This is a genomic window from Mesorhizobium sp. WSM1293 (assembly GCF_000513875.1).
Lineage (GTDB): Bacteria > Pseudomonadota > Alphaproteobacteria > Rhizobiales > Rhizobiaceae > Mesorhizobium > Mesorhizobium ciceri.
This window is the reverse complement of record NZ_AZUV01000005.1, coordinates 241852-265338: the sequence shown is the minus strand read 5'-3', so window position 1 is coordinate 265338 and position 23487 is coordinate 241852. Positions and strand designations below refer to the sequence as shown.

At 62.1% G+C, this 23487-nt stretch carries 19 protein-coding genes and 1 tRNA gene; 12 read left to right on the top strand and 8 right to left on the bottom strand.

What is annotated here, in order from left to right:
• Nucleotides 1-113: 113 nt before the first annotated feature.
• Nucleotides 114-4850, bottom strand: coding sequence for a glutamate synthase large subunit (gene gltB, locus M729_RS0109190; RefSeq protein WP_027161397.1), 4737 nt, complete (start codon nucleotides 4848-4850; stop codon nucleotides 114-116).
• A 492-nt stretch (nucleotides 4851-5342) separates the two neighbouring features.
• Between gltB and M729_RS0109185 the strand changes: the two genes are divergently transcribed.
• A complete protein-coding gene (locus tag M729_RS0109185) occupies nucleotides 5343-6392 on the top strand; it encodes a low specificity L-threonine aldolase (RefSeq protein ID WP_013529717.1) in 1050 nt (349 codons plus the stop codon).
• A 71-nt stretch (nucleotides 6393-6463) separates the two neighbouring features.
• On the opposite strand, the gene M729_RS0109180 is transcribed toward M729_RS0109185, so the two are convergent.
• Nucleotides 6464-6931: an Hsp20 family protein gene (locus tag M729_RS0109180; protein WP_013529716.1), complete on the bottom strand. Its 468-nt coding sequence runs from the start codon at nucleotides 6929-6931 to the stop codon at nucleotides 6464-6466.
• 481 nt (nucleotides 6932-7412) lie between these two features.
• Between M729_RS0109180 and M729_RS0109175 the strand changes: the two genes are divergently transcribed.
• Nucleotides 7413-8390: an alpha/beta hydrolase gene (locus M729_RS0109175; RefSeq protein ID WP_027161396.1), complete on the top strand. Its 978-nt coding sequence runs from the start codon at nucleotides 7413-7415 to the stop codon at nucleotides 8388-8390.
• Nucleotides 8391-8407: 17 nt separating this feature from the next.
• Here M729_RS0109175 and hisN read toward each other — a convergent pair whose 3' ends face one another.
• The gene (gene hisN / locus M729_RS0109170) at nucleotides 8408-9181 is read right to left on the bottom strand and encodes a histidinol-phosphatase (RefSeq protein WP_024502739.1); all 774 of its coding nucleotides are present in this window, start codon (nucleotides 9179-9181) and stop codon (nucleotides 8408-8410) included.
• A gap of 301 nt (nucleotides 9182-9482) precedes the next feature.
• The gene (locus tag M729_RS0109165; protein ID WP_013529713.1) at nucleotides 9483-10424 is read right to left on the bottom strand and encodes an N-formylglutamate amidohydrolase; all 942 of its coding nucleotides are present in this window, start codon (nucleotides 10422-10424) and stop codon (nucleotides 9483-9485) included.
• Nucleotides 10425-10587: 163 nt separating this feature from the next.
• Here M729_RS0109165 and M729_RS0109160 point away from each other — a divergent pair, with 163 nt between their 5' ends.
• Nucleotides 10588-10950, top strand: coding sequence for a response regulator (locus tag M729_RS0109160; RefSeq protein WP_006199474.1), 363 nt, complete (start codon nucleotides 10588-10590; stop codon nucleotides 10948-10950).
• 116 nt (nucleotides 10951-11066) lie between these two features.
• Nucleotides 11067-11141, top strand: a tRNA-Val gene (locus M729_RS0109155).
• A gap of 274 nt (nucleotides 11142-11415) precedes the next feature.
• On the opposite strand, the gene M729_RS0109150 is transcribed toward M729_RS0109155, so the two are convergent.
• Nucleotides 11416-11622, bottom strand: coding sequence for a hypothetical protein (locus tag M729_RS0109150; RefSeq protein ID WP_013529712.1), 207 nt, complete (start codon nucleotides 11620-11622; stop codon nucleotides 11416-11418).
• A 403-nt stretch (nucleotides 11623-12025) separates the two neighbouring features.
• On the opposite strand from M729_RS0109150, the gene M729_RS0109145 reads away from it, so the two are divergent.
• Complete coding sequence (locus M729_RS0109145; protein ID WP_027161395.1) at nucleotides 12026-12793, top strand: Stf0 family sulfotransferase; 768 nt, start codon at nucleotides 12026-12028, stop codon at nucleotides 12791-12793.
• A gap of 468 nt (nucleotides 12794-13261) precedes the next feature.
• On the opposite strand, the gene M729_RS0109140 is transcribed toward M729_RS0109145, so the two are convergent.
• On the bottom strand, nucleotides 13262-13657 hold the full coding sequence (locus M729_RS0109140; RefSeq protein WP_027161394.1) for a hypothetical protein: 396 nt from the start codon (nucleotides 13655-13657) through the stop codon (nucleotides 13262-13264).
• 14 nt (nucleotides 13658-13671) lie between these two features.
• Nucleotides 13672-14004, bottom strand: coding sequence for a lysozyme inhibitor LprI family protein (locus M729_RS0109135; RefSeq protein WP_224621359.1), 333 nt, complete (start codon nucleotides 14002-14004; stop codon nucleotides 13672-13674).
• A gap of 188 nt (nucleotides 14005-14192) precedes the next feature.
• Here M729_RS0109135 and M729_RS1000000138350 point away from each other — a divergent pair, with 188 nt between their 5' ends.
• Together M729_RS1000000138350 and M729_RS0109120 are read left to right on the top strand one after the other, a co-directional pair.
• Complete coding sequence (locus M729_RS1000000138350) at nucleotides 14193-14492, top strand: hypothetical protein (protein WP_156949283.1); 300 nt, start codon at nucleotides 14193-14195, stop codon at nucleotides 14490-14492.
• A 129-nt stretch (nucleotides 14493-14621) separates the two neighbouring features.
• Nucleotides 14622-16889, top strand: a complete 2268-nt coding sequence (locus M729_RS0109120; protein WP_027161392.1) for an alginate lyase family protein — start codon at nucleotides 14622-14624, stop codon at nucleotides 16887-16889.
• Between the two features lie 55 nt (nucleotides 16890-16944).
• On the opposite strand, the gene M729_RS0109115 is transcribed toward M729_RS0109120, so the two are convergent.
• Nucleotides 16945-18099, bottom strand: a complete 1155-nt coding sequence (locus tag M729_RS0109115) for a dihydrodipicolinate synthase family protein (protein WP_027161391.1) — start codon at nucleotides 18097-18099, stop codon at nucleotides 16945-16947.
• A 239-nt stretch (nucleotides 18100-18338) separates the two neighbouring features.
• Here M729_RS0109115 and M729_RS0109110 point away from each other — a divergent pair, with 239 nt between their 5' ends.
• From M729_RS0109110 to M729_RS0109090, 5 genes are read left to right on the top strand one after another with little or no spacing between them, the layout of a single operon-like run.
• Nucleotides 18339-19397: a LacI family DNA-binding transcriptional regulator gene (locus M729_RS0109110; protein WP_027161390.1), complete on the top strand. Its 1059-nt coding sequence runs from the start codon at nucleotides 18339-18341 to the stop codon at nucleotides 19395-19397.
• Nucleotides 19394-19573, top strand: coding sequence for a hypothetical protein (locus M729_RS0109105; RefSeq protein ID WP_027161389.1), 180 nt, complete (start codon nucleotides 19394-19396; stop codon nucleotides 19571-19573). Before M729_RS0109110 ends, M729_RS0109105 begins: the two co-directional genes overlap by 4 nt.
• Nucleotides 19570-21171 carry an acyl CoA:acetate/3-ketoacid CoA transferase gene (locus M729_RS0109100; RefSeq protein ID WP_024502746.1) on the top strand — a complete coding sequence of 534 codons (1602 nt, stop codon included), beginning with the start codon at nucleotides 19570-19572 and terminating at the stop codon, nucleotides 21169-21171. The genes M729_RS0109105 and M729_RS0109100 overlap by 4 nt, the downstream gene beginning before the upstream one ends.
• On the top strand, nucleotides 21164-21940 hold the full coding sequence (locus tag M729_RS0109095) for an enoyl-CoA hydratase/isomerase family protein (protein WP_027161388.1): 777 nt from the start codon (nucleotides 21164-21166) through the stop codon (nucleotides 21938-21940). The genes M729_RS0109100 and M729_RS0109095 overlap by 8 nt, the downstream gene beginning before the upstream one ends.
• Before the next feature lie 9 nt (nucleotides 21941-21949).
• Nucleotides 21950-23455: an aldehyde dehydrogenase family protein gene (locus tag M729_RS0109090; RefSeq protein ID WP_032808133.1), complete on the top strand. Its 1506-nt coding sequence runs from the start codon at nucleotides 21950-21952 to the stop codon at nucleotides 23453-23455.
• Nucleotides 23456-23487 lie beyond the last annotated feature (32 nt).

The window sequence follows — 23487 nt, the reverse complement described above, 5'->3', positions numbered from 1 at the left end:
GGTTTTCGCCGCACCCGTTAACCCCTTGAGGCAGCCATGGCAACCTTGCGCCGGAGGTCAAACTGTCGGTGAAGATGGGCCGGGAAGCCTGGGCTCCCCGGCCATTGCAAAGCCTATTCCGCCGCGACGCCCATGCGCATGCGTTCCATCTCGATCAGGGCGCGGCGGTATTCGACCGGCATGATCTTGCGGAACTTCGGCCGGAACGTCGCCCAGTCGTCGAGAATCTCGCGGCCACGCACCGACCCGGTGTAATGCACATGGTTCGAGATCAGCTGGTAGAGCCGCTCCTCGTCATGGCTGGTCATGTCGCCGGAGACGTCGACGCGACCCTTGTGGTCGAGGTCGCCGCCATGGTGCAGCAGCCTCTCCATCAGATCGTCTTCTTCCGGAACCGGCTCCAGCTCGACCATCGCCATGTTGCAGCGCTCGGCGAAATCGCCCGCCTCGTCGAGCACGTAGGCGACGCCGCCAGACATGCCGGCGGCGAAGTTGCGGCCGGTCTTGCCGATGACGACGACGATGCCGCCAGTCATGTACTCGCAGCCATGATCGCCGACGCCTTCGACGACGGCGGCGACGCCCGAATTGCGCACGGCGAAACGCTCGCCGGCGACGCCGGCGAAATAGGCTTCGCCCTCGGTTGCGCCATAGAGCACCGTGTTGCCGACGATGATGGATTCAGCCGCGACGATCTTGGCCTCTTCCGGCGGCCGAATGACGATGCGGCCGCCCGACAGGCCCTTGCCGACATAGTCGTTGCCGGCGCCGACAAGCTCGAACGAGATGCCGCGCGCCAGGAAGGCGCCAAAGGACTGGCCGGCAGTGCCGGTCAGCTTCACCGATATCGTATCCTCGCGCAGGCCCTTGTGCTTGAAGCGCTTGGCCACTTCGCCCGACAGCATGGCGCCTGCGGAGCGGTCGACATTGCGGATATCGACCTCGATCTTGACCGGCAGCTTGCTCTCGAGCGCCGGCTTGGCCAGTTCGATCAGCTTGCGGTCGAGCACGTCGTCGATCGGGTGCTTCTGCCGCTCGGTCCAGTGCACCGCTTCATGCGGCGCATCCGGCTTGAAGAACATCTTCGAGAAATCGAGCCCGCGCGCCTTCCAGTGCACGATCAGGTCGCGCTTTTCCAGAAGATCGGTGTCGCCGATGATCTGGTCGATATGGGTGTAGCCCATCTCGGCGAGCAGCTCCCTCACCTCTTCCGCGACGTAGAAGAAGAAGTTGATGACATGCTCGGGCGTGCCCTTGAAGCGCTTGCGCAGCACCGGATCCTGCGTCGCGACGCCGACCGGACAGGTGTTGAGATGGCATTTGCGCATCATGATGCAGCCGGCCGCGATCAGCGGTGCGGTCGAGAAGCCGAACTCGTCGGCGCCGAGCAGCGCGCCGATGATGACGTCGCGCCCTGTGCGCAAGCCACCATCGACTTGCAGCGCAACGCGCGACCGCAAGCCGTTCAGCACCAGCGTCTGGTGTGTCTCGGCAAGGCCCATTTCCCACGGGCTGCCGGCATGCTTGAGCGACGTCAGCGGCGAGGCACCGGTGCCGCCGTCATAGCCAGAGATGGTGATGTGGTCGGCACGTGCCTTGGCGACGCCCGCCGCAACCGTGCCGACGCCGACTTCCGACACCAGCTTGACCGACACGTCGGCCGCCGGATTGACGTTCTTCAGGTCGTAGATCAGCTGTGCCAGATCCTCGATCGAATAGATGTCGTGATGCGGCGGCGGCGAGATCAGGCCGACGCCCGGCGTCGAATGCCGGACCTTGGCGATGGTGGCGTCGACCTTGTGGCCGGGCAGCTGACCGCCCTCGCCGGGCTTGGCACCCTGCGCCACCTTGATCTGCATCATGTCGGAGTTGACGAGGTATTCGGCCGTGACGCCGAAACGTCCCGAGGCGATCTGCTTGATCGCCGAGCGTTCCGGGTTCTTGCCGCCGCCCGGCAGCGGCAGATAGCGGTCGGCCTCTTCGCCGCCCTCGCCGGTGTTCGACTTGCCGCCGATCTGGTTCATCGCGCGCGCCAGCGTCGTGTGCGCTTCGCGCGAGATCGAGCCGAACGACATCGCTCCGGTCGAGAACCGCTTGACGATGTCGGCCGCCGGCATGACGTCGTCGAGCGCCACCTTCTTGCGGCCGGTTTCCCCGGCCAGCTTGAGCTTGAACAGGCCGCGAATGGTCTGGGCGCGGGCCGTCTCGCTGTCGATCTGGGCGGAATAGTCCTTGAAGGTTTCCCACGATCCCTGGCGCACGGCGTGCTGCAAGGTGGCGACAGCATCTGGCGACCAGATATGCGCCTCGCCGCGCATGCGGAACATGTATTCGCCGCCGACCTCGAGGCTGTTGCGCAGCACGGGGTCGTTGCCGAAACCGTCATTGTGGCGGCTGAGCGTCTCGGCCGCGATCTCGTCCAGGCCGACGCCTTCGATCAGCGTCGCGGTGCCGGTGAAGTATTGCTGCACGAAATCGGTCTTCAGGCCGATGGCGTCGAAAATCTGCGCGCCGCAATAGGACTGGTAGGTCGAGATGCCCATCTTGGACATCACCTTGAGGATGCCCTTGCCGATCGACTTGATGTAGCGCGAGACGACTTCGTAGGCGTCCACTTCCTTCGGCAGTTCGCCGCGCTTGTGCATGTCGAGCAGCGTGTCGAAGGCGAGGTAGGGATTGATCGCCTCGGCGCCATAGCCGGCGAGGCAGCAGAAATGATGCACTTCGCGCGGCTCGCCGGATTCGACGACGAGGCCGACCGAGGTGCGCAGCCCCTTGCGGATCAGGTGATGATGGACCGCCGCCGTCGCCAGCAGCGCCGGGATGGCGATGCGGTCGGGCCCGACCTGGCGGTCGGACAGAATGATGATGTTGTAGCCGCCGGCAACCGCCGCCTCCGCCCGCTCGCACAACCGATCGATGGCGCCCTGCATGCCCGCGGCGCCTTCGGCGGAGCCATAGGTGATGTCGATCGTCTTGGTGTCGAAACGGTCCTCGGTGTGGCCGATGGAGCGGATCTTTTCGAGATCGCCATTGGTCAGGATCGGCTGGCGCACTTCGAGCCGCTTACGGCGCGAATTGCCGACAAGGTCGAAGATGTTGGGCCGCGGCCCGATGAAGGACACCAGGCTCATCACCAGCTCCTCGCGGATCGGGTCGATCGGCGGGTTGGTGACCTGGGCGAAGTTCTGCTTGAAATAGGTGTAGAGCAGCTTCGACTTGTCCGACATCGCCGAGATCGGCGTGTCGGTGCCCATCGAGCCTACCGCTTCCTGGCCTGTCGTCGCCATAGGCGACATCAACAGCTTGGTGTCCTCCTGGCTGTAGCCGAATGCCTGCTGGCGATCGAGCAGGCTGACATCCTTGCGCAACGCGCGCGGTTCGACCGGCTTCAGATCTTCGAGGATCAGCTGCGTGTTGGCGAGCCAGGTCTTGTAGGGATGCTTGGTCGCGATCTCCGACTTGAGCTCCTCGTCGGAGACGATGCGCCCCTTCTCCAGGTCGATCAGAAGCATGCGGCCAGGCTGCAGCCGCCACTTCTTGACGATCTTCTCCTCCGGCACCGGCAGCACGCCGGCTTCCGAGGCCATGATGACGCGGTCATCGTCGGTGACGATGTAGCGTGCCGGGCGCAAGCCATTGCGGTCGAGCGTGGCGCCGATCTGGCGGCCATCGGTGAAGACCACCGCCGCCGGTCCGTCCCACGGCTCCATCAATGCCGCATGGTATTCGTAGAAGGCCTTGCGATCGGCATCCATGAGCTTGTTGCCGGCCCAGGCTTCTGGGATCAGCATCATCATGGCATGGCTGAGCCTGTACCCGCCCTGGAACAGGAACTCGAGCGCATTGTCGAAGCAGGCGGTGTCGGATTGGCCGTCATAGGAAATCGGCCACAGCTTCGAGATGTTGTTGCCGAACAGTTCGGAATCGACCGACGCCTGGCGCGCAGCCATCCAGTTGTTGTTGCCGCGCACGGTGTTGATCTCGCCATTGTGGGCGACCATGCGGTAGGGATGCGCCAGCTTCCATGACGGGAACGTGTTGGTCGAGAAGCGCTGGTGGACGAGGATCAGCGCGGTTTCGAAGCGCGGGTCCTTGAGGTCCTTGTAGTAGGCCCCGACCTGATAAGCCAGGAACATGCCCTTGTAGACGATGGTGCGCGCCGACAGCGACACGCAATAGGCGCCGATGTCCTTGTTGTCGTTCTCGGCATAGATGCGGCCCGAGATGACCTTGCGCAGCAGATAGAGCCTGGCCTCGTATTCCTCGTCATCGGTAATGTCTGGCGTGCGGCCGATGAAGATCTGCCGATGGAACGGCTCGGATGCCACGATGTCGGGCGCCTTCGACAGCGACGAATTGTCGACGGGCACGTCACGGAAACCGATGAGCGGAAGTCCCTCGGATTGCGCCGATTCGGCAATGATGTCCTCGATATGGGCGCGAAGGGCCGCGTCCTGCGGCATGAACCAGTGTCCGACGCCGTACTGGCCCGCCGGCGGCAGCTCGATGCCCTGGGCTGCCATCTCCTCACGGAAGAACTGGTCGGGAAGCTGCACCAGTACGCCGGCGCCATCGCCGACCAGCGGATCGGCGCCGACAGCGCCGCGATGCGTCAGGTTTTCGAGCACAGCCAGCCCGTCCTCGACGATCTGATGCGACTTCACGCCCTTCATGTTGACGATGAAGCCGACGCCGCAGGCGTCATGCTCGTTGCGCGGATCGTAGAGGCCCTGGGCGGAAAATCCGTTGGCGCTTCGGCCAATATTGGATCGCAAGGTGGTTTTGACGGTTGCCGCTTTCGTCTGCGCGGCCTGGCCGTTCGTCGCAGAGTGCGTCATGTCCGTCATCTCCTGTCCTCCTTCCCAGCCATTCAGGCGCTGGTTTGCCTCGGCAAGCGCTTGGCTCACCCTGATCCTTGTGGCACGTCTTGCGAAATCCTGTCGAACCAGGCGGCTTTCCGCATGGATCGCATCCGGTAATCGTACAGGCCAGAGTCTGGCTGTCCACCTGTCGCTCGCGGCAACAGCCGGAGAGGCCCAAATGATACGCCAATCCAGCTCGTTTTGTGCGACAAAATAAGACAGCACTACTGTCCTAAATTTTTATGGCAGAAATCCCGGACGCACACAAGACCGATTTGCAAAAAACTTGGGGCATTCGCGACAGAAAATGTCGTGAAGCTGAGGAAAAACGTAAGCTTCAGTCGTCGGCTTGGGCTTTGCCCGTTGGCTGGCTTTACCGTTTTTCCGGCGCCTGGCCCTTGCGATCAGCACGCGAAACCGGTCAACTTCAGTCTGATTTTCCCCAACCCCCCGTTCTCCCAAGACATAGGCAGATGCATGTTCTTCGCTTCCGACAATTGGGCAGGCGCCCACCCCAACATTGCCGCCGGCCTGTCGGCCAATGCCGGCGGCTTTTCCACCGCCTATGGCGACGGAGCGCTCGACCAGGCAGTCTACCAGCGCTTCAGCGAGATTTTCGAACGCGAGGTCGCGGTGTTCTTCGTCGCCACCGGCACGGCCGCCAACTCGCTGGCGCTGACCGCTTACAACAAGCCGGGCGGCATTTCCTTTGCTCATCGCGAATCGCATGTCATCGAGGACGAATGCGGCGCGCCGGTGTATTTTTCCGGCGGCTCACGCCTGCATGAGATCGATGGCGCGCTGGGCAAGATCGATCCGCACAATCTGGAAAGGACCATCGGCCGTTTCGCACCGGAAATCGTCCATTGGGGACGGCCGATGGCCGTTTCGATCACCCAGTCGACCGAGGTCGGCACTATCTACGGCCTGGATGAGATCGAGACGATCGCGGCGATCGCCAAACGATATTCGGTGCCCTTGCACATGGACGGCGCCCGCTTTGCCAATGCGCTGGTCGCGCTCGACACGTCGCCAGCCGAAATGACCTGGAAACGCGGCGTCGACATCCTGTCCTTCGGCGGCACCAAGAATGGCTGCTGGTGCGCCGAAGCGATCGTGCTGTTCGATCTTGATCGTGCCAGGGAATTGGCGTTCCTGCGCAAGCGCGCCGCCCAGCTGTTTTCGAAATCGCGCTTCGTCGCGGCGCAGTTCGAGGCCTATTTCAAAGACGGATTGTGGCTGGACACCGCCCGCCACGCCAACGCCATGGCCGCACGCCTTGCCGCCGCGATCGAGGATTCGGCCACGGCCAAGCTGGCATGGCTGCCGCAGGCAAACGAGGTTTTCGCAGTGATCAAGAAAGCCGAAGCTGAAAAGCTGCAGGCAGCGGGTGCGGCGTTCTATGATTGGCACAAGCCGCACGGCTTTGACGGCCACATCAGCGAGGACGAGTTGCTGTATCGCTTCGTCACCAGCTTCGCGACGACGGCCGATGAGGTCGACCGTTTTGGCCAGCTGATCGCCTGATACCGAAATCCCCGACAACAAAAAAGCGGCGCCTTTCGGCGCCGCTTCCGTCTCGGGAGGAGACTTGTACTTTAGGCAGCGGTCTTGGCCTCGATCTGCTTGGCCTTGGCCGAAGACGCCGTAATGGCGATCTTGCGCGGCTTCAGCTCCTCGGGGATGTTGCGCTTGAGGTCGACGAACAGCAGGCCGTTCTTCAGCGAAGCACCGACAACTTCGACGTGGTCGGCAAGCTGGAAGCGGCGTTCGAAGGCTCTCGAGGCAATGCCGCGATAGAGCAGTTCAGAGCCTTCGCCGGTGCCCTCGTCCTTGCGCTCACCCTTGACGGTCAGCACGTTGCGATGGGCTTCGATCGAGATTTCCTCGTCAGAGAAGCCGGCAACCGCCATCGAGATCCGGTAGGAATCCTCACCGGTGCGCTCGATGTTGTAGGGCGGGTAGGTCTGCGCGCCATCCGGCTGCGCAAGCGAATCGAGCATCGTGAACAGACGATCGAAGCCGACGGTCGAGCGATAAAGCGGGGAAAAATCAACGTGACGCATGAGGTGTTCTCCTGTTGAGCAACATGGTTTGCGTATGGCCGGTGCGAAACCCTTGAGCGGCGTTTCGGGTGGGCCAGCGGCCCCGACATTGGCGACCGCACGAGACATTTGGGGAGCGCTGGAAAGCATTTCAAGATTTCACCTGGCGGCAAAAGCCACGGCGGCCGGACCCTTGATGAACGGCAGATGAACCGGCACTTCGGCGCGCGTTCAGGCAGCCGGCGCTAAGGTCCATTCCAGGATCAAGGACTGGCGGCGCCGATTGCACAACAGGCACCGCAACGAGGCCGACCGGGTGTAACGTCCCTTCCTCCCGGATCGACAGAGGCCGGAAGCACGCTTTCAAGCGGCTTCCGGCCTTCCCTGTTGCAGCCCAGTCAGTCACCGGGAATTCCTTGGCTTTTGGCGCATGGGCGTCTATCACCTTAGCGGAGCCGGCCAGCGCAGGCGGGCATGCGAGACGCCGAGCACGAAGCGCCGAATGACGGATCTTTTCACCGAAAACTCCCTTTTTCACGAAATCGAGGGCAATCCGCGGCCGGAAAACGCCGCCGGCGGCTTCTTCACCACGCGTGACCGCAAGAATATCCGCTACGGCCTGTTCGGCGCGGTCGCTCGCCCGATGAAGGGCACCGTGGTCCTGCTCACCGGCCGCAACGAGTGCATCGAGAAATATTTCGAAACCATCCGCAACCTTGCCGATCGTGGCTTTGGCATCGCCACGCTCGACTGGCGCGGCCAGGGCGATTCAGACCGGCTGATCCGCGATCGCCAGCGCGGCTACGTCAGCAGCTTCCGCGACTACACCGCCGACCTCGAACAGTTCTTCGAGGAGATCGTGCTGCCCGATTGCCGCGGACCCTACTACATCCTGGCCCATTCGGCAGGCGCATTGATCACCCTGCTGGCCGCGCCGTCGATGGTGAACCGCGTCCGGCGCATGGTGCTGATCGCGCCCTTCCTGACGCTGCCCGACCTGCCGGTCTCGATCTCGACGGTTCGCCGCGTCTGTTCCCTGTTCTGCGCTCTTGGCCTCGGCCGGCTCTATGCCGCCTGGGGTCCGCGGCCGAGGGTAACGGCCCCTTTCGAGACCAACAAGCTGACATCGGACCCGGAACGCTATCGGCGCAACACACGGATCTATGAAGAATACCCGCAACTGGCGCTTGGCGGGCCGACGATCCGTTGGCTGCGGGCAGCCGCGAAAGCTTCGGAAGCCGTCAGCGACCCCGACTTCATGGCCCGGATCCAGGTCCCGCTGCTGATCATCGCCGCCGGCGCCGACCAGGTCGTCTCGACCAGGGCTGTCGAAGCCTACGCCAGGCGTCTGCGGCTCGGTTCATTGCTGATGATAGACGGCTCCCGCCACGAAATCCTGCAGGAAGCAGATCTGTACCGCGAGCAGTTGCTCGCCGCCTTCGACGCTTTCATTCCCGGCAGCGACGACCCCACGGCCTGACGGCCGCCGGTCGCTGGTCAGCCGCGCAAGGCGGCCATGGCAGCTGCGTGGAGTTCCGGCGTTGCAGCCGCCAGGACATCGCCGCCCTTTTCCGCCGGCCCCCCATCGAATGTGGTGACCACACCGCCTGCCTTCTCGATGATCGGGATCAGCGCCACGATGTCGTATGGCTTCAAACCGGGATCGGCGACGATATCGACGCTTCCCGAAGCGATCATGGCGAAGGCATAGCAATCGGCGCCATAGCGGGCGAGTTGGATCTGTCTTTCGAATGCATCGTAACGGTTGCGCGCTTCGCCTTTGAATAGCGCCGGCGTGGTGGTGAACAGCGTCGCCTGGTCCAACTTCGTCGTCTTGCGGGTCGTCAGTTTTCGCGGCCCGCCCGGCCCCTCATAGTGCGAACCTGAGGCGTTGGCGTAGAACAGCTCGCCGGTGAAGGGTTGCGCCATCATGCCGGCAACGGCGTCACCGTCGACCGTCAGCCCGACCAGCGTGCCCCACACCGGCAGGCCGGAAATAAAGGCGCGCGTGCCGTCGATCGGGTCGATCACCCAGACATGCCGGCTCGAAATGTTCTCGCTGCCATGCTCCTCGCCAAGAATGCCATGGTCGGGATACTCGGCAGAGATCAACGCCCGGATAGCGCGCTCGGCCTCGCGATCGGCCTCGGTGACCGGATCGAAACTGCCCTGTTCCTTGTTGGCGACCGCGCCTTGGGCACGAAAGCGCGGCAAGGTCTCCGCCGCCGCCACCTGCGCGATGCGGCGCATGAAATCGACACTGATGTCCAACTGATTCTCCCGCACTGCAGCATGTCCGAGCCGTGCTCTGCCGCCAATTTCGTACCAAAACAAGTGTGTTCGACTACTTCTCCGCGACGGCATCTGTTGCCCGGATGTCACATAAGCGTCGTCGAAACGCAATTTCCACATCAGAGTGAATTAAAAAAGCCTGAAGGTCGCTTGACATTTGTGCAACGCACAATACCCTTGACCTCGGACAGGGTTTCCTGTCCATGCCCTCCTTGGGCGTTTCCTCCCTAGACTTCGACCGTATCGTGCAAACGATGCGGTCTTTTTTTACGCCGCGATTTCACTCCGCGGCCAGCGGCAGGTCGATGAAATGATGGTCGGGCATCGACATCAGGTCGGCTGAGAACCGCGTCAGATCGTCGGCCAGCGCATCGAAGCCGGCGGCCTTCTCGAATGTCCGTTCGTTCATGTAGAGCCCGCGATTGACCTCGATCTGCAGCGCATGCAGATGGCGCGCCGGGCGGCCGTAATGCTCGGTGATGAAGCCGCCGGCATAGGGTTTGTTGTGGGCAACCGAATAGCCCATGGCGCTGAGCAGGCCGATCGCGGTCTCGGTCAGGGCGGCGGTTGCCGAGATGCCGAAACGGTCGCCGATGATGAAGTCGGGCCGCAGCCCGCTGTCGCCGACACGGATGCTCGCCGGCATCGAATGACAGTCGATCAGCACGGCAAAACCGAACCGCGCATGGGTCCGGGTCAAAAGCCGCTTCAGCGTCTCGTGATAGGGCTTGTAGACGGTTTCGATCCGGGCAACGGCTTCCGACAGCGGCAGGCGGCCGGAATAGATGTCGAGCCCCTCGCCGACCAGCTTCGGCACCGTGCCAAGCCCACCCGCCACCCGCGCCGAGCGGATGTTGCAGAAGGACGGCACTGGCTCGGCGAACATGCGAGGATCGAGCTCCCACGGCTCGCGATTGACGTCGAGATAGGCCCTCGGAAAATTCGCCGCCAGCAGCGGCGCGCCGAGCGCCACGGCACCGCCGAACAGCTCATCGACGTAACAGTCTTCCGACCGGCGGATGGCGTTGCGGTCCAGCCTTGCCATGGCCAGGAACCGTTCGGGATAGTAGCGGCCGCTATGCGGCGAATTGAAGAGGAAGGGGACGCGCTGCTCGGCGCCCGACCGGATTTCGAAGGGTGGAAAGACCGAAAAATCCTCGGCTGCCGTCTTCAATTTGAACGAACCCGAAAACACCAGTGCATCATGATGTGAAAGTGCCACCTTGCAGGCCGCGTGTCCAGCATTTCAGCGGCGGCACACCCCCGGCAAATATGGATCATCGCCGTCCGCGTTCACTTGATGTTTACCCTCACCTCCTCATATACAGGATGGTTAACGGGCTTGCCCAACGGCAATCTCGGGCGGGTGATTCGGACAGGATATCATGGCACGCATTCTTCTGGCGGAAGACGACGACGATATGCGTCGGTTCCTCGTCAAGGCGCTGGAGCGCGCCGGTTACCAGGTCAGCGATTTCGACAATGGCGCCAGCGCCTATGAGCGGCTGCGCGAAGAGCCGTTCTCGCTGCTGCTGACCGACATCGTCATGCCGGAGATGGACGGCATCGAGCTGGCGCGCCGCGCCACCGAGATCGATCCCGATCTGAAAGTCATGTTCATCACCGGTTTCGCCGCCGTTGCGTTGAACCCGGATTCCAAGGCGCCGAAAGACGCCAAGGTGCTGTCGAAGCCATTCCATCTGCGCGACCTCGTCAACGAGGTGGAGAAGATGCTGCAGGCGGCCTGAGCCGTTTTCTAGGCGAGGCGCCGCACCTCTTCGCCACTGCGGCGAGACGACGCCTTCTTTCCTTTTTCCTGCTATTGACGCGCTGGATCAAAAATGGTGTATGCGCGGCTTCGGATGGGCGTGTAGCTCAGCGGGAGAGCACTGCATTGACATTGCAGGGGTCACAGGTTCAATCCCTGTCACGCCCACCATCCAACCAGACAAATCAGACTTGGATCGACATGCTGGCCGGCTCGCCAGACAAAGCGCGTGGGCATGACGCGCGGGATGAGCAGCGTCGAGGTGCTGGCGGAAGAACGCCTCACTTGGGATAAGCAGGGCACAGCGTGGCACAGGGCCGTCCAGGGCGCGCGTTACACAGAGGTGGACGATTTCGGTGCCTCAAGGGGAGGCTGGACGTTGGCGAGCTTTCGAGCGCAACCCGCCCGTCCCAGCGCTGACCGGAACGGGCGACACGCAATCAGATCATTGCGGCGCTGGATCAGGCGTATTTCCCGGCCTGTCGCCGCCGCCCTTGCCTTCGCGGCAAGGCTCGCCGATGCCGCAGCATTTGCCGTTATAGGTGACGCCAGGCTTCAGCTTGTCGCATTCCCTGGGAGCGGTTGTCTTGCAGCCGGCCAGCACCGAAACGGCGATGGCGGCCAAAAAGACGTTTCTCGAGACAGTAAACATAAGACGTTCTCCTTGATGAACCATGTTTGGACACATCACTTGGTCGCGCCTCGGGTGAATTGGTTCACAAAAATAGTGATGGCGGCGAAAACAACCCTCACGGTTATTCGACAGAGGACACTCCTGGGCAGGCGCAGCAATCGCGTGGCGACGTGTCGGCGACGGCGAACACGCCCACGATGACGATGGCGGCCGATGCGGCGGCCTAGATGAATTGCGTGGTCATCTGGTCTAGAATCCAGCCAAAGCCCTGGTGATGCCGACAAGATGGCAACGAAGATCACGGCGGCAATAAGCTGAGCACGGTGTTCCTGGGCCTGGGGCGGGAACGCAGCACTGATTTGGGTTGAAGATAAGCGGGCCTTGCGGCATGCGTTCCGGGACAAGGTGAAGTGAGGAGTTTATGCGGGGCGTTGCGATTCTTACAGAGGGAAGAAGCGGTTCGAACTGGCTGGGAAGCCTGACGAACGCAACTGGCCTGATGGGACGGTCGGAGGAATGGCTTGATCCGGCCTATCTACGTTTCGATCCCCGCACCTATGATGATCTTGAAAAAGCGGTCATCGAGAAAGCGTCGACCGACAACGGGCGGTTTGCGATCAAGTTGTTTCCGCGCCATCTGGCCTGGTGTAAGGAGAAATTCGGAAAGGATTTTCTATTCGAGATTCGAAGAAAACACGGCTTGGAATTCATTTTGTTGGAACGTCGCGACCGAATTCAGCAAGCTATTTCGTTCTACCGAGCTAGGATGTCTGGAGTGTGGACGAGCCGGCACGAAGGGAAAGTCAATCCGCGCTCTGTTCCTTATAGCTTCGCCGACATCAGCCAAGCGTATTTCCAGATTGATCGAAGCTATGCGTTCTGGAGGTCCTACCTACAACTTGCGGGGCTGGATTGTCGTCAATTCGTCTACGAAGATTTGCAGCAAGACCCACGGCCCTATCTGGAAGCTGTGGCGGATTATATGGGCGTCCAGGTCCCGGAAGACACCGCCAATTCGAGATTCACTGTTCAACGGGACAGCCTCACGGAAGAATGGATAGTGCGCTTTCGTGAGGACGCAGCGGCCAAGGGCGCCATTGAGGGCATCGGGGAGATGGCGGTGCCAAGAACGCTCGACAATATCGCCCGCTTTGCCCTGAAACGGCCCCTGATCCGAAAGCGCTTCTAGAGGCAGGTACTTTCTTCGGGGAAATTCGATGATCGTTGCAGCTGGCTCGGTTCCAGCGCTCAATGCCCCGGCTCTTCCTCCAGAACACCTGGAGTAAATCGCGCCGGTCAACCGTCTGCCTGCGGTATGAGCATGGATAGAAATGCTCTCTTCCGGGATATCCTGGCCGCCGTGCAGCTTGCTGGGAACGGCGGGCCAGGGGTCAGATAGTTTCGTCATGTCGCTCGAACCTGCCATTGCGGCAAAAAGTTCCGGAACCATCCTTCAAGCTGATGGAATCGCGGATCGCGTGTGCAGGATCGGCATTTCCCGGCTGTTCGCCAGAGGTAGAGCGGTTCGCATTTGGGTTGACTTCTAGCCTGCACCTGGCGCAACGCCGCATGTAGTGCTTGAAGTTGGCGAAGGGTTTCTCGATTGGGTTGAGGTCCGGACTATAGGGGGCAGGAAGGAGAGCCTCGCGGAGCCAGCCTACTGGTCATCGTCATCGTTATTGTCTGGATTGTCGACCAAACATCCCGCGCCGTGACACCCTTGGTAATTGCCTTGAGTGTCGAAATTCGGATTGCCGTCCTTGTCGTAACTCGGCCTTGGATCGATGTAGCTGTCGTCCTTTCGACGCGCTTCCTTGCGATCCTTGTCTCTCTGTTCTTGCGCGGCCATGCGATCCAATGAGCGCTGCTCATCTTCTGAACGTTGTGAGGTCTGTTGCATCATGCAGTCGGCAAACCTGTTGGTTCCTGGCCTGTAGCCGTAAGACGCGCACTGTTGCTGATCCATTGCGCGCTGATCCTCAGCGCTGACGCAACCGGCAACCGTCAACGGCACAAGCGCGATCAGCACATATCTCATCTTGAAATTCGGCATTTTGTCACTCCAGATTATTCTGATGGCACCGGGCAAGAGAGGTCACCCTCCTGGCAGTTCAGGTAGGCCTTCAACTGCCTGGTGCGAGCCTTGGTCAGGTCAGCCTGACAAGCAGCGGCAACCATCGGCGCCGCGGAGCCACCATCGTCACCGCTGGATTGAAACGTGCATTCGGCGTTGCGGAACGCAATCCACGCTCTCTGCGCTTTCACGAACCGTGCCTTGCCGTCGGAATCATCCGTAAGCCGCTTCTGGATTTGCTTGAAGGTCTGGTTCAATGCCTGATCGGCTCTTTTGAAATCCGAAGCTGGATCGGCCAGAGCCGCGGTGGCGGCGAACGACAGCATGGCGACCGCAGCAAGTAGAAAACGCATGATTGTATCCCCCTCATGAAAACAACCACAAGTAAGCACGCATAGGAGCAGCCGGCAAGGCCTGGAAAACCGTATAGTAAGCAAAGGGTTGTCGGGTTCAACAATGCAGGACGGACGAGGCTAGGGCCGTGAGGCGATATGCGGGGAGTGGCAGATAACTCATGCATTCGATGCAATGGCGGTCGAATGCGGCCGCCACAACCATGTTTGGACACATCGCTTGGTCGCGCGCCGGGAGGATTGGTTCCAAGAAAATTGCGATCACCGGCGCATCTTTTGCGAGCTTGCCTTTGCGTGAAGGCGAATCGCCGATGCCGGGGCATTTGCCATGCTATGTGGTTTTCGGATTTGATTTATCGCATTGTCCTGTCGGCGTTGCCTGGCAACCTGCCGTCACTTATGCAGCAGAACGTAACAGGACATTCGCAACGTTACATGCGAGAGACGTTTTCCATGATTGATCGTGTCGCACAATTCAGGGCTTCGTCGCCTCACGCTCAAAAATGGTCCAGGATCGAAGTCGGAATGATTGGCGAAACCGCGCGCATCCCCGAGGCGGTGATCGGGATCCGGTCTCCCTGCGTGCCGTCATGAGTTCACAGTCCGGTAGGACAAAACTATCGTCCTGGCCGAAGATATATCGCGAACTGAACCGTGTGCGCACGCAATTGCGGTCGCCGTGGTCGACATTGGGCAACGCGCTCATTTCCGCAAAGCAGAACGCTGAATACCGGCGCGGACTCGGCAAGCGGATCGAGGCCGCCCGCGAGACTTACACGGCGTCGCCGATCTCGCAGATTGCCGACAGCTTCATGCTTGTCCGGATCATCGGCAATGATCTGGAACCGCGACACCGCAAGGGCCAGTCATTCGACAACGTGCTGTTCATTCTGGACAACGAACCGGTCTTCGACGCCTGCGAAAAATTCTGGATCGTCAATCGAATAGTCGACACCGACGAGGAAGCCCGGATCATCGGCCTGCTCGAAAGCCGCCGCCAGAATTTTCATACAATCCCCTTCGAACTCGATCAGTACCGGAAGATATCCTGGGACGTCGACCAGCTTGTTGCCGGCGACCTCCGATTCTCAGAGAAGGGCCGGGCGAGCGGACAGTCCGCGCGTTACGAAACGCACATCCGCCGCAGCAAGAACCTCTATGTGATGAACAACAATGGGGCTCGCAACGCCGCGCTCGCGATTGCCCGCGACAGGGCAAAATGGCTGATGCCCTGGGACGGGAACTGCTACCTGACAGACTCTGCGTTCCAGCGGATACGGTCCGCGATCGAGAAAAACCCGCACCTTCCCTACGCTGTGGTGCCCATGGCGCGCATTGTCGACAATGCGCTTCTGCTGGACCAGAGCTTCCAGCCGCCGGCCGAGGAAGAGCCGCAGATCATGTTTCGAGCCGATACCACGCAACTGTTCGACGAAAACTATGGTTACGGAAGGCGGCCAAAAATCGAGATGCTGTGGCGGTTGGCAGTTCCCGGCCCCTGGGACCGCTACCGCGACGACGCCTGGGATTTTCCACGCCCGGTCCGGGCAGCGGATGCCGGGCTGCTCCAGAAAGCGGGCTGGGTGGCGCGCCTGGATTCAGGGCGTTCGCATCTGGAGATCGGCAAGGCCGGCTTCGTCGCGCGTCTGGTCAGCCGCGATCAGGCGATCGTCGATATGGTCGATCAATGTGACGCCAAGGCAGTCGCCGCTCGGCTTGATGCCTCCCGCCTGGCCTTTTATGACGAAGACGCCCTGGCCCACGCGGTGAAGGACGGGCCCATCCTGCACCATCTCGAAACCGCGGCCGGACAGGCACTCGCCCGCGGTCCGTTCAGCGTGCTCGACAAGACTGGCCTAGCCCCCAGCGGGGATCCCCAGGACTATTTTCACCCCGCGCCTTACTGGTGGCCCGACCCCGACAGACCCGACGGCCTGCCCTATATCCGGCGCGATGGCGAACGCGTGCCCGGCACGGCATTGTATGCAGCAGGAAGCGAAACCTACGATCGCACACGCTTGCAGCGCGTCTTCGACGACACAACCGTGCTTGCGCTCGCCGCAACCGTGCTTGATGGGCATCATTATGCCGTCCACGCCGCCAGGCTCATTCGCGCATGGTTTATCGATCCCAGGACAAGAATGAACCCGCATTTGCGCTATGCGCAGGTGCGGTCGGGCCACGACAACAATGAAGGGTCCGGCCACGGCATCATCGAGCTGAAGGATTTCTATTTCTTCCTGGATGCCGTACGCCTGCTCGAGCGAACAGGAGTACTGGGCGACGAGGATCGCGAGGCGTTCAGAGCCTGGCTCGGTTCCTACTGCGAATGGCTGGACACCGCGCCGGCAGCCGCGACGGCCTTCTGCAGCAGCAGCAACCAAGGAACATATTACGATTTGCAGCGGGCATCGATCGCCACGTTTCTTGGCGACAGCGCCACCCTGGCCAAGATCAGCCTCTATGCTCGGGAGAGACTAGCAACCCAGATCGCAGCCGATGGCTCCTTGCCCAGGGAACTGTCCCGCACGCGCCCCAGGCACTACGCCATGTTTACCTTGCAAGGCTGGACGTCGCTGGCCCGTGTCCTGTCTTCGGTCGGTGACAATCTCTGGCAACACAAGACAGCCGAGGGACTGGGACTGGTCCAGGCGCTGCACTGGCTTGTTGCGCACGAGAACAAGCCACACACCATGTCGGCCGAAACTGTCGATCCGGATCGGCTTGGGCCGCTGCTTCTCGACCTGACGCACCATGATCCCGCAGGAATGCCACCTGCCGATCTGGGAAGGGCGACCAAGCCCATTTTTCATCCAGACGAGGCAATCGCGCCTTTTTGGCTGTGGCGGAGACATTAGCGACGCCCGGCATTCCTGGCCTGTTACGTCGATGATGAGAACCACTTTCCGCGCTTCAAACACCCGCGACGGTGCAAAGGCTCTTCATCCTGGTCACCGCCAGTTCCGGATCGGCCAGCAATCCGGCCTGGTCGGCAAGGCGGAACACGTCGGCATAGTGACGGATGGCGCGCGCCGACTGCATACCGCCGACCATCGCAAAATGATCCTGATGGCCGTTCAGCCAGGCCATGAGGACGATGCCGGCCTTGTAATACTCGGTCGGCGCCTCGAAGATCTTTCGCGACAGCGGCACGGTCGGCGCCATCAACGCGTCAAAGCCGGCGCGGTCGCCTTCCGCCAGTTTCGCCAGCGCCGCGTTGGCAACCGGCGCAATCGCGTCGAAAATACCCAGCAATGCGTGCGAGTGCCTTTTCTCGTCGCCGGCGATCAGTTCGGGATAATTGAAATCGTCGCCGGTGAACATGACGACGCCGTCCGGCAGACGGTTCCTCAGCGCGACCTCCTTGCCGGCATCGAGCAGTGAGATTTTTATCCCCTCCACCTTGGCAACGTGGCATTCGATGATGGCAACGACTGTATCGAGAGCGACCTCGAAATTCTCGCTGCCCCAATAGCCCCTGAGCGCCGGATCGAACATGTCGCCCAGCCAGTGCAGGATGACCTTGCCGGAGGACTGTGACAGGATGCGGTCGTAGACGCTGACATAGTCGTCCGGCCCTTTGGCAACTGCCGCCAACGCCCGGCTGGCCATCATGATCGCCTTGCCGCCGAGCCCTTCGACAAAAGCGAACTGCTCTTCATAGGCCTTGATGACGTCATCGATTGTTTTGGCGGCGGCGGGCGCCAGATGGTCGGTGCCGGCGCCCGAGGCGAGATCGGCGCCATCGACCGTGCGCGCCTCGGCGATCGAGCGGCGGATCAATTCCTGCGCATTTGCCCAGTCGAAGCCCATGCCGCGCTGCGACGTGTCCATCGCTTCGGCGATGCGAAAGCCCAGCCGCCACAGATGGTGACGGAACGCCATCGTCCTCTCCCAGTCGATCACCGGTCTGGACCACGGATCGGTCATGGCGAGCGGATCGGCAACGACGTGCGCGGCGGCATAGGCGATACGCGAAAATCGCGCGCCGATGTCAGGCTGCACGGGCTCGCCAACCAGCGTGTACCGGGTGCTGCCGCCACCCTCACCAGGCAAGGAAATGTCCATCCATCGCTCCCTTCACAACGCTACTAAATGGAACGTTCCAATAAATCAAGGACCTTTAAGATTCGAACTCCCTGCAGGATGAAATGCTGCATTGCAACAGGAAAGCCTTATGGAGTATGCCATTTGAGTACGCACAATCGATGTTCGAGGCGCGGGAAAAATCCCGATTGACTCACGAGCGGAGCAGAGATTAGAACGTTCCAATAGTTTTGGGCCTGCAGTCGGGAGGATGCATCTGGATGGCCAACCGGGCCAAGGCGACGATATTCGACATCGCCCGCGAAGCGGGCGTGTCCAAATCGACGGTATCGCTCGTGCTCCAGGGCAGCGGACTGATCCGGCCCGAAACAGCGAGCAGGGTGCGCAAGGCGATCGAGGATGTCGGTTACGTCTACAACCGCGGCGCCGCCAATCTGCGCAAGGCGCACTCCAACGTCATCGGCATGGTCATCAACGATCTCACCAATCCTTTCTTCGCGGAGCTGGCGGTTGGCATGGAGCGGGTCTTCCAGTCGGCCGGCATCGTGCCGTTCATCGCCAACACGGCGGAAAATCCGGTGCGCCAGGAAGAAGTGCTGAAGTCGCTGATGGAGCAAGGCGTCGCCGGCCTCATCGTGTCGCCGGCTCGCGGCACGACGCCGGGCGCCTTCAGGCGGATCGAGACGGCAGGTCTGCCGGTGGTCTTCGCCATGCGCCGGCTTCCCGAGAGCCGCATTCCGGTCATCGCGCCCGACAATCATCGCGGCGCCTATCTCGCCACCGCTCATCTGATCGGCAAGGGACATCGCCGGCTGGTCTTCTTCGGCGGCTCGTCCGATCTCGTCGTCTATCACGAGCGGCTTGGCGGATTTCGCGAAGCCTGCGAGACGCAGGGCATCTCCGACCGCGACACTCTGGTCGTCGAGGGAGAGACCAGCCGCAGAGGTGGTATCGCATGCCTCGAAACCGCTCTCGCAATGGCTGAACCGCCGACCGCGGCACTCTGCTTCAACGACGCCGTCGCCTTTGGCGCCATGCTGGCGCTGCGCAAGCGCGGGCTTGAGCCGGGAGTTGATTTCGCCATCGTCGGCTTCGACGATGTGGCCGAGGCCGAGCACTACATGCCGGCTCTGACCAGCGTCGCGGTGGACTCGGCGGGCCTCGGCGAACGCGCCGCCCATGTCATGTTGAAAATGATCCAGTCACGCACAACACGGGCCGAAGACCATATCGGCGCGGTCAATCTGGTGGTCAGGGAAAGCTGCGGCCCGGATCGCCGCATTCGAAACAGGGCGGCCGGTTCGGGAGGCGCTGCATGAGCCTCAAATGGAGCTTGATCGGTGCCAGCACGATCGTCAGGCAGTTCATGATCAACGCCATCCGCGCGCAAGGCGAGGACAGCATCTGGTCATCGGCGTCAGTCGAAGCAGCATTGCAAACCGCGAAATCAGGCAAGGCGGTCGCAATCGAGCCTAAGCTCGGGAGTGTGAATTGAGCAAGGTGGTCTCCGCAGCGCAGGCAGCCGGCCTGGTCAAGGACGGCATGGTCGTGTCGGTGTCCTCGTCGAGCGGCCTCGGCTGCCCCGATGCGGTGCTCGCCGCGATCGGCGAACGCTTCGACGCAGAAGGCCATCCGAAGAACATCACCACGCTGCACCCGATCGCAGCCGGCGACATGTATGGCATCAAAGGCATCGACCATCTGGCGAAGCCGGGACTGCTGAAGCGTACTTTGTGCGGCTCCTACCCGTCCGGCCCCTCCTCTTCCGAACCGCCGCAGATCTGGAAGATGATCGGCGACAATTCGGTCGCCGCCTACAACGTGCCGTCCGGCATCCTGTTCGATATGCACCGCGAAGCCGCGGCCAAGCGGCCGGGCGTGCTGACCAAGGTCGGCCTCGACACCTTCGCCGACCCGCGCCACCAGGGCTGCGCCATGAACGCCGCCGCCAGCGAGCCGATCGTTTCGGTGCAGCAGTTCGACGGCGAGGAATGGCTCTATTTCCGCTCCATCGTGCCGCAGGTGTCGATCATCCGCGCCACGTCGGCCGACGAGCGCGGCAACCTCACCTACGAGCATGAGGGCGCCTATCTCGGCGGCCTCGAACAGGCGCTCGCCGCCCGCAACAATGGCGGCATCGTCATCGCGCAGGTCAAGCGCGTCGTCGAGAACGGCACGCTGAAACCGCATGACGTGCGCGTGCCCGGCGTTCTGGTCGACCATATCGTCGTCGCGCCCGACCAGTTGCAGACGACGCTGACACCCTACGACCCGGCGATCTCCGGAGAAATCTTCCGGCCGCTGTCGAGCTTCCGCACGCCGGAGATGAACGTGCAGAAGGTGATCGCGCGCCGCGTCGCCATGGAGTTGCGCGACGGCATGGCCGTCAACATCGGGTTCGGCATTTCCGCCAATGTGCCGCGCATCCTTCTCGAGGAAGGCCAGCACGGCAAAATTACCTGGGTGATCGAACAGGGCGCGGTCGGCGGCGTGCCGCTGCTCGACTTCAAATTCGGCTGCTCATCGAACGCCGACGCCTTCATGCCCTCGCCGCACCAGTTCATCTATTTCCAGGCCGGCGGCTTCGACGCCTCGCTGCTGTCCTTCCTGCAGATCGATCGACACGGCTCTGTGAATGTTTCGAAGCTGTCGGCGCGGCCGCATGTCACCGCCGGCGCCGGCGGCTTTGTCGACATCACCGCACGGGCGAAGAAGATCGTCTTCTCCGGCTTCTTCAATGCCGGCGCCAAGCTGTCTCTGGCCGATGGCGGCATCCGCATCGACCACGAGGGCAAGGTCAAGAAGGTGGTCAACGAAGTCGAGCACATCTCGTTTTCGGGCAAGCGCGCGGTGGCGCAGGGACAGGACATCACCTATGTCACCGAGCGCTGCGTGATGAAGCTGACGCCGGAGGGGTTGGTCGTCACAGAACTCGCACCCGGCATCGATCTGCAGCGGGATGTGCTGGCCCAGTCGGAAATTCCGTTGGCCGTTGCCAGGGACCTCAAGACGACACCGGCAGCCCTCTATCAGGAGCAACCGATAGGCCTGTCGCTGAATGGCGGCGCCTCGCTCGGAGGCGCGCGTGGCTGAGCCTCTCGTCACCTTCGAGCAGGATGGCGCCATCGGTACCATCACGCTGCGCCGGCCGGAGAAATTCAACGCACTGGACATTCCGATGCTGCGGGCGCTAGAGACGGCGCTCGACGCGGCCGAGATGGCCGAGGGCGTCCGCGTCGTGCTGCTGCGCGGCGAAGGCAAGGGCTTTTGCGCCGGTGGCGATGTCGAAGCCTGGGCGCAGATGAGTGCCGCCGATTTCCAGGTGCAGTGGGTGCGCTACGGCCACCGCGTCTTCGACCGCTTGGCGCGGCTGCGGCAGCCGACAATCGCCGTCCTGTCCGGCCATGCGCTTGGCGGCGGCCTGGAACTGGCTGCGGCTTGCGACTTGCGCGTGGCGGAAACACAAGTGAAATTAGGCTTCCCGGAAACCTCGATTGGCGTCGTGCCCGGCTGGTCCGGTACGCAGCGCGCCGTGCGCCGCTTCGGCGCGCAGACGGTGCGCCGCATGGCGCTGGGCGGCGAGATCCTTCTCGCCCCCGAGGCACTCGCCCTGGGCATCGTCGACCGGGTGGTCGCAACTGGCAACGCACACGACGAAGCAAAGGCGTGGGCGGAAAAGATCGCCGAGCGCGGCCCGCTGGCGACGGAAGCCGCCAAGCTGATGATCGCGGTCGCCGAAGGCGAGGAAAGTGCCGCCGCCACCGAAGCGCTGGCCAGCGGCTTCATCGCCCTGACCGGCGATCTGAAGGCCGGCGTCGATGCCTTCAAGGCCAAGCAGAAGCCGGCCTTTTCGAGATCCTAGAGCAAACATATGAACGCACCCCTGAAGATCGCCATGCCGGCCGAGGCGGCCGAAGCCCCGAAAGGCTACAAGCTGCTGATCGACGGCAAGCATGTCGATGCCCGCCGCACGATTGCTCGAAACAGCCCCGGCCACGGCTTCACCGTCTCGCACTATGCGCAGGCCGGTGAGGCCGAAGTGGAAGCCGCTGTGCTTGCCGCCCACAGGGCTTTCGAAACGGGTCCATGGCCGCGCATGAAGGCGGCCGAACGTGCCGCGATCCTGCTCAAGGCAGCTGATCTGATCGAGGGCCGGCTGGAAGACATCGCCCGGCTCGACGCACTGGAATCGGGCAAACCGATCGCCCAGGCGCGCGGCGAGATCGGCGGCGCCGTCGACATCTGGCGCTATGCCGCCTCGCTTGCCCGTACGCTGCATGGTGAAACCTACGCGAATCTCGGCGACGCCATGCTGGGTGTCGTCCTGCGCGAACCGATCGGCGTCGTCTCGATCATCACCCCGTGGAATTTCCCGTTCCTGATCGTCAGCCAGAAACTGCCCTTCGCGCTCGCCGCCGGCTGCACGGCGGTGGTCAAGCCGAGCGAAATGACCTCGGCCTCGACCTTCGTGCTCGGCGACATCCTGATGCAGGCCGGCCTGCCCGCCGGCGTCGTCAATATCCTGGCCGGACTTGGCGCCGATGTCGGTGCGCCGATGGTCAGCCACCCGCTGGTCGAAATGGTCTCGTTCACCGGCTCCACCCGCGTCGGCAAGATGACGATGGCATCCGCCGCGCAGTCGCTGAAGAAAGTCTCGATGGAGCTCGGCGGCAAGAACGGCCAGATCGTCTTCCAGGACGCCGACCTCGAAGCGGCCGCCGATGCGGCGGTGTTCGGCGGCTTCTTCAATGCCGGCGAGTGCTGCAATGCCGGCAGCCGGCTGATCGTGCACGAGGCGATCGCCGACGATTTTCTCAGCACCGTCAAGGCGCTTACCGCCAGGGTCACGGTCGGCGATCCGCTCGATGACCAAACCAAGGTCGGCGCGATGATCTCGTCCGACCATTTGGCCAAGGTGGCCGGTTACGTTGCGGCAGCCGCGACCGAGGGCAGCAGCATCTACAGCGGAGGCAAGCAATTGGCCTCCAATATCGGTCAATACCTCGATCCCACCATCATCCGCGGCGTCACCGAGGACATGGCCATAGCGCGCGAGGAAGTGTTCGGCCCGGTGCTCTCGGTGCTGACTTTTGAATCGATTGAAAAGGCGTTGCACATCGCCAACAACACGCCCTATGGTTTGTCGGCGGGCGTGTGGAGCGCCAGCATCGACACTTGCATGTCGGTCGCGCGCGGCGTGCGTTCGGGAACCGTTTGGGTGAACACATTCATGGAAGGTTATCCCGAGCTGCCTTTCGGAGGCTATAAGCAGTCCGGTCTCGGACGCGAACTCGGCAAACGCGCCGTCGAGGATTATACCGAGGAAAAGACAATCCAGTTTCATCGCGGCCAGCGCACCGGGTGGTGGGTCGGCTGAGTTGAGAAGAACCCGGCGGCATCCGCCGGTCG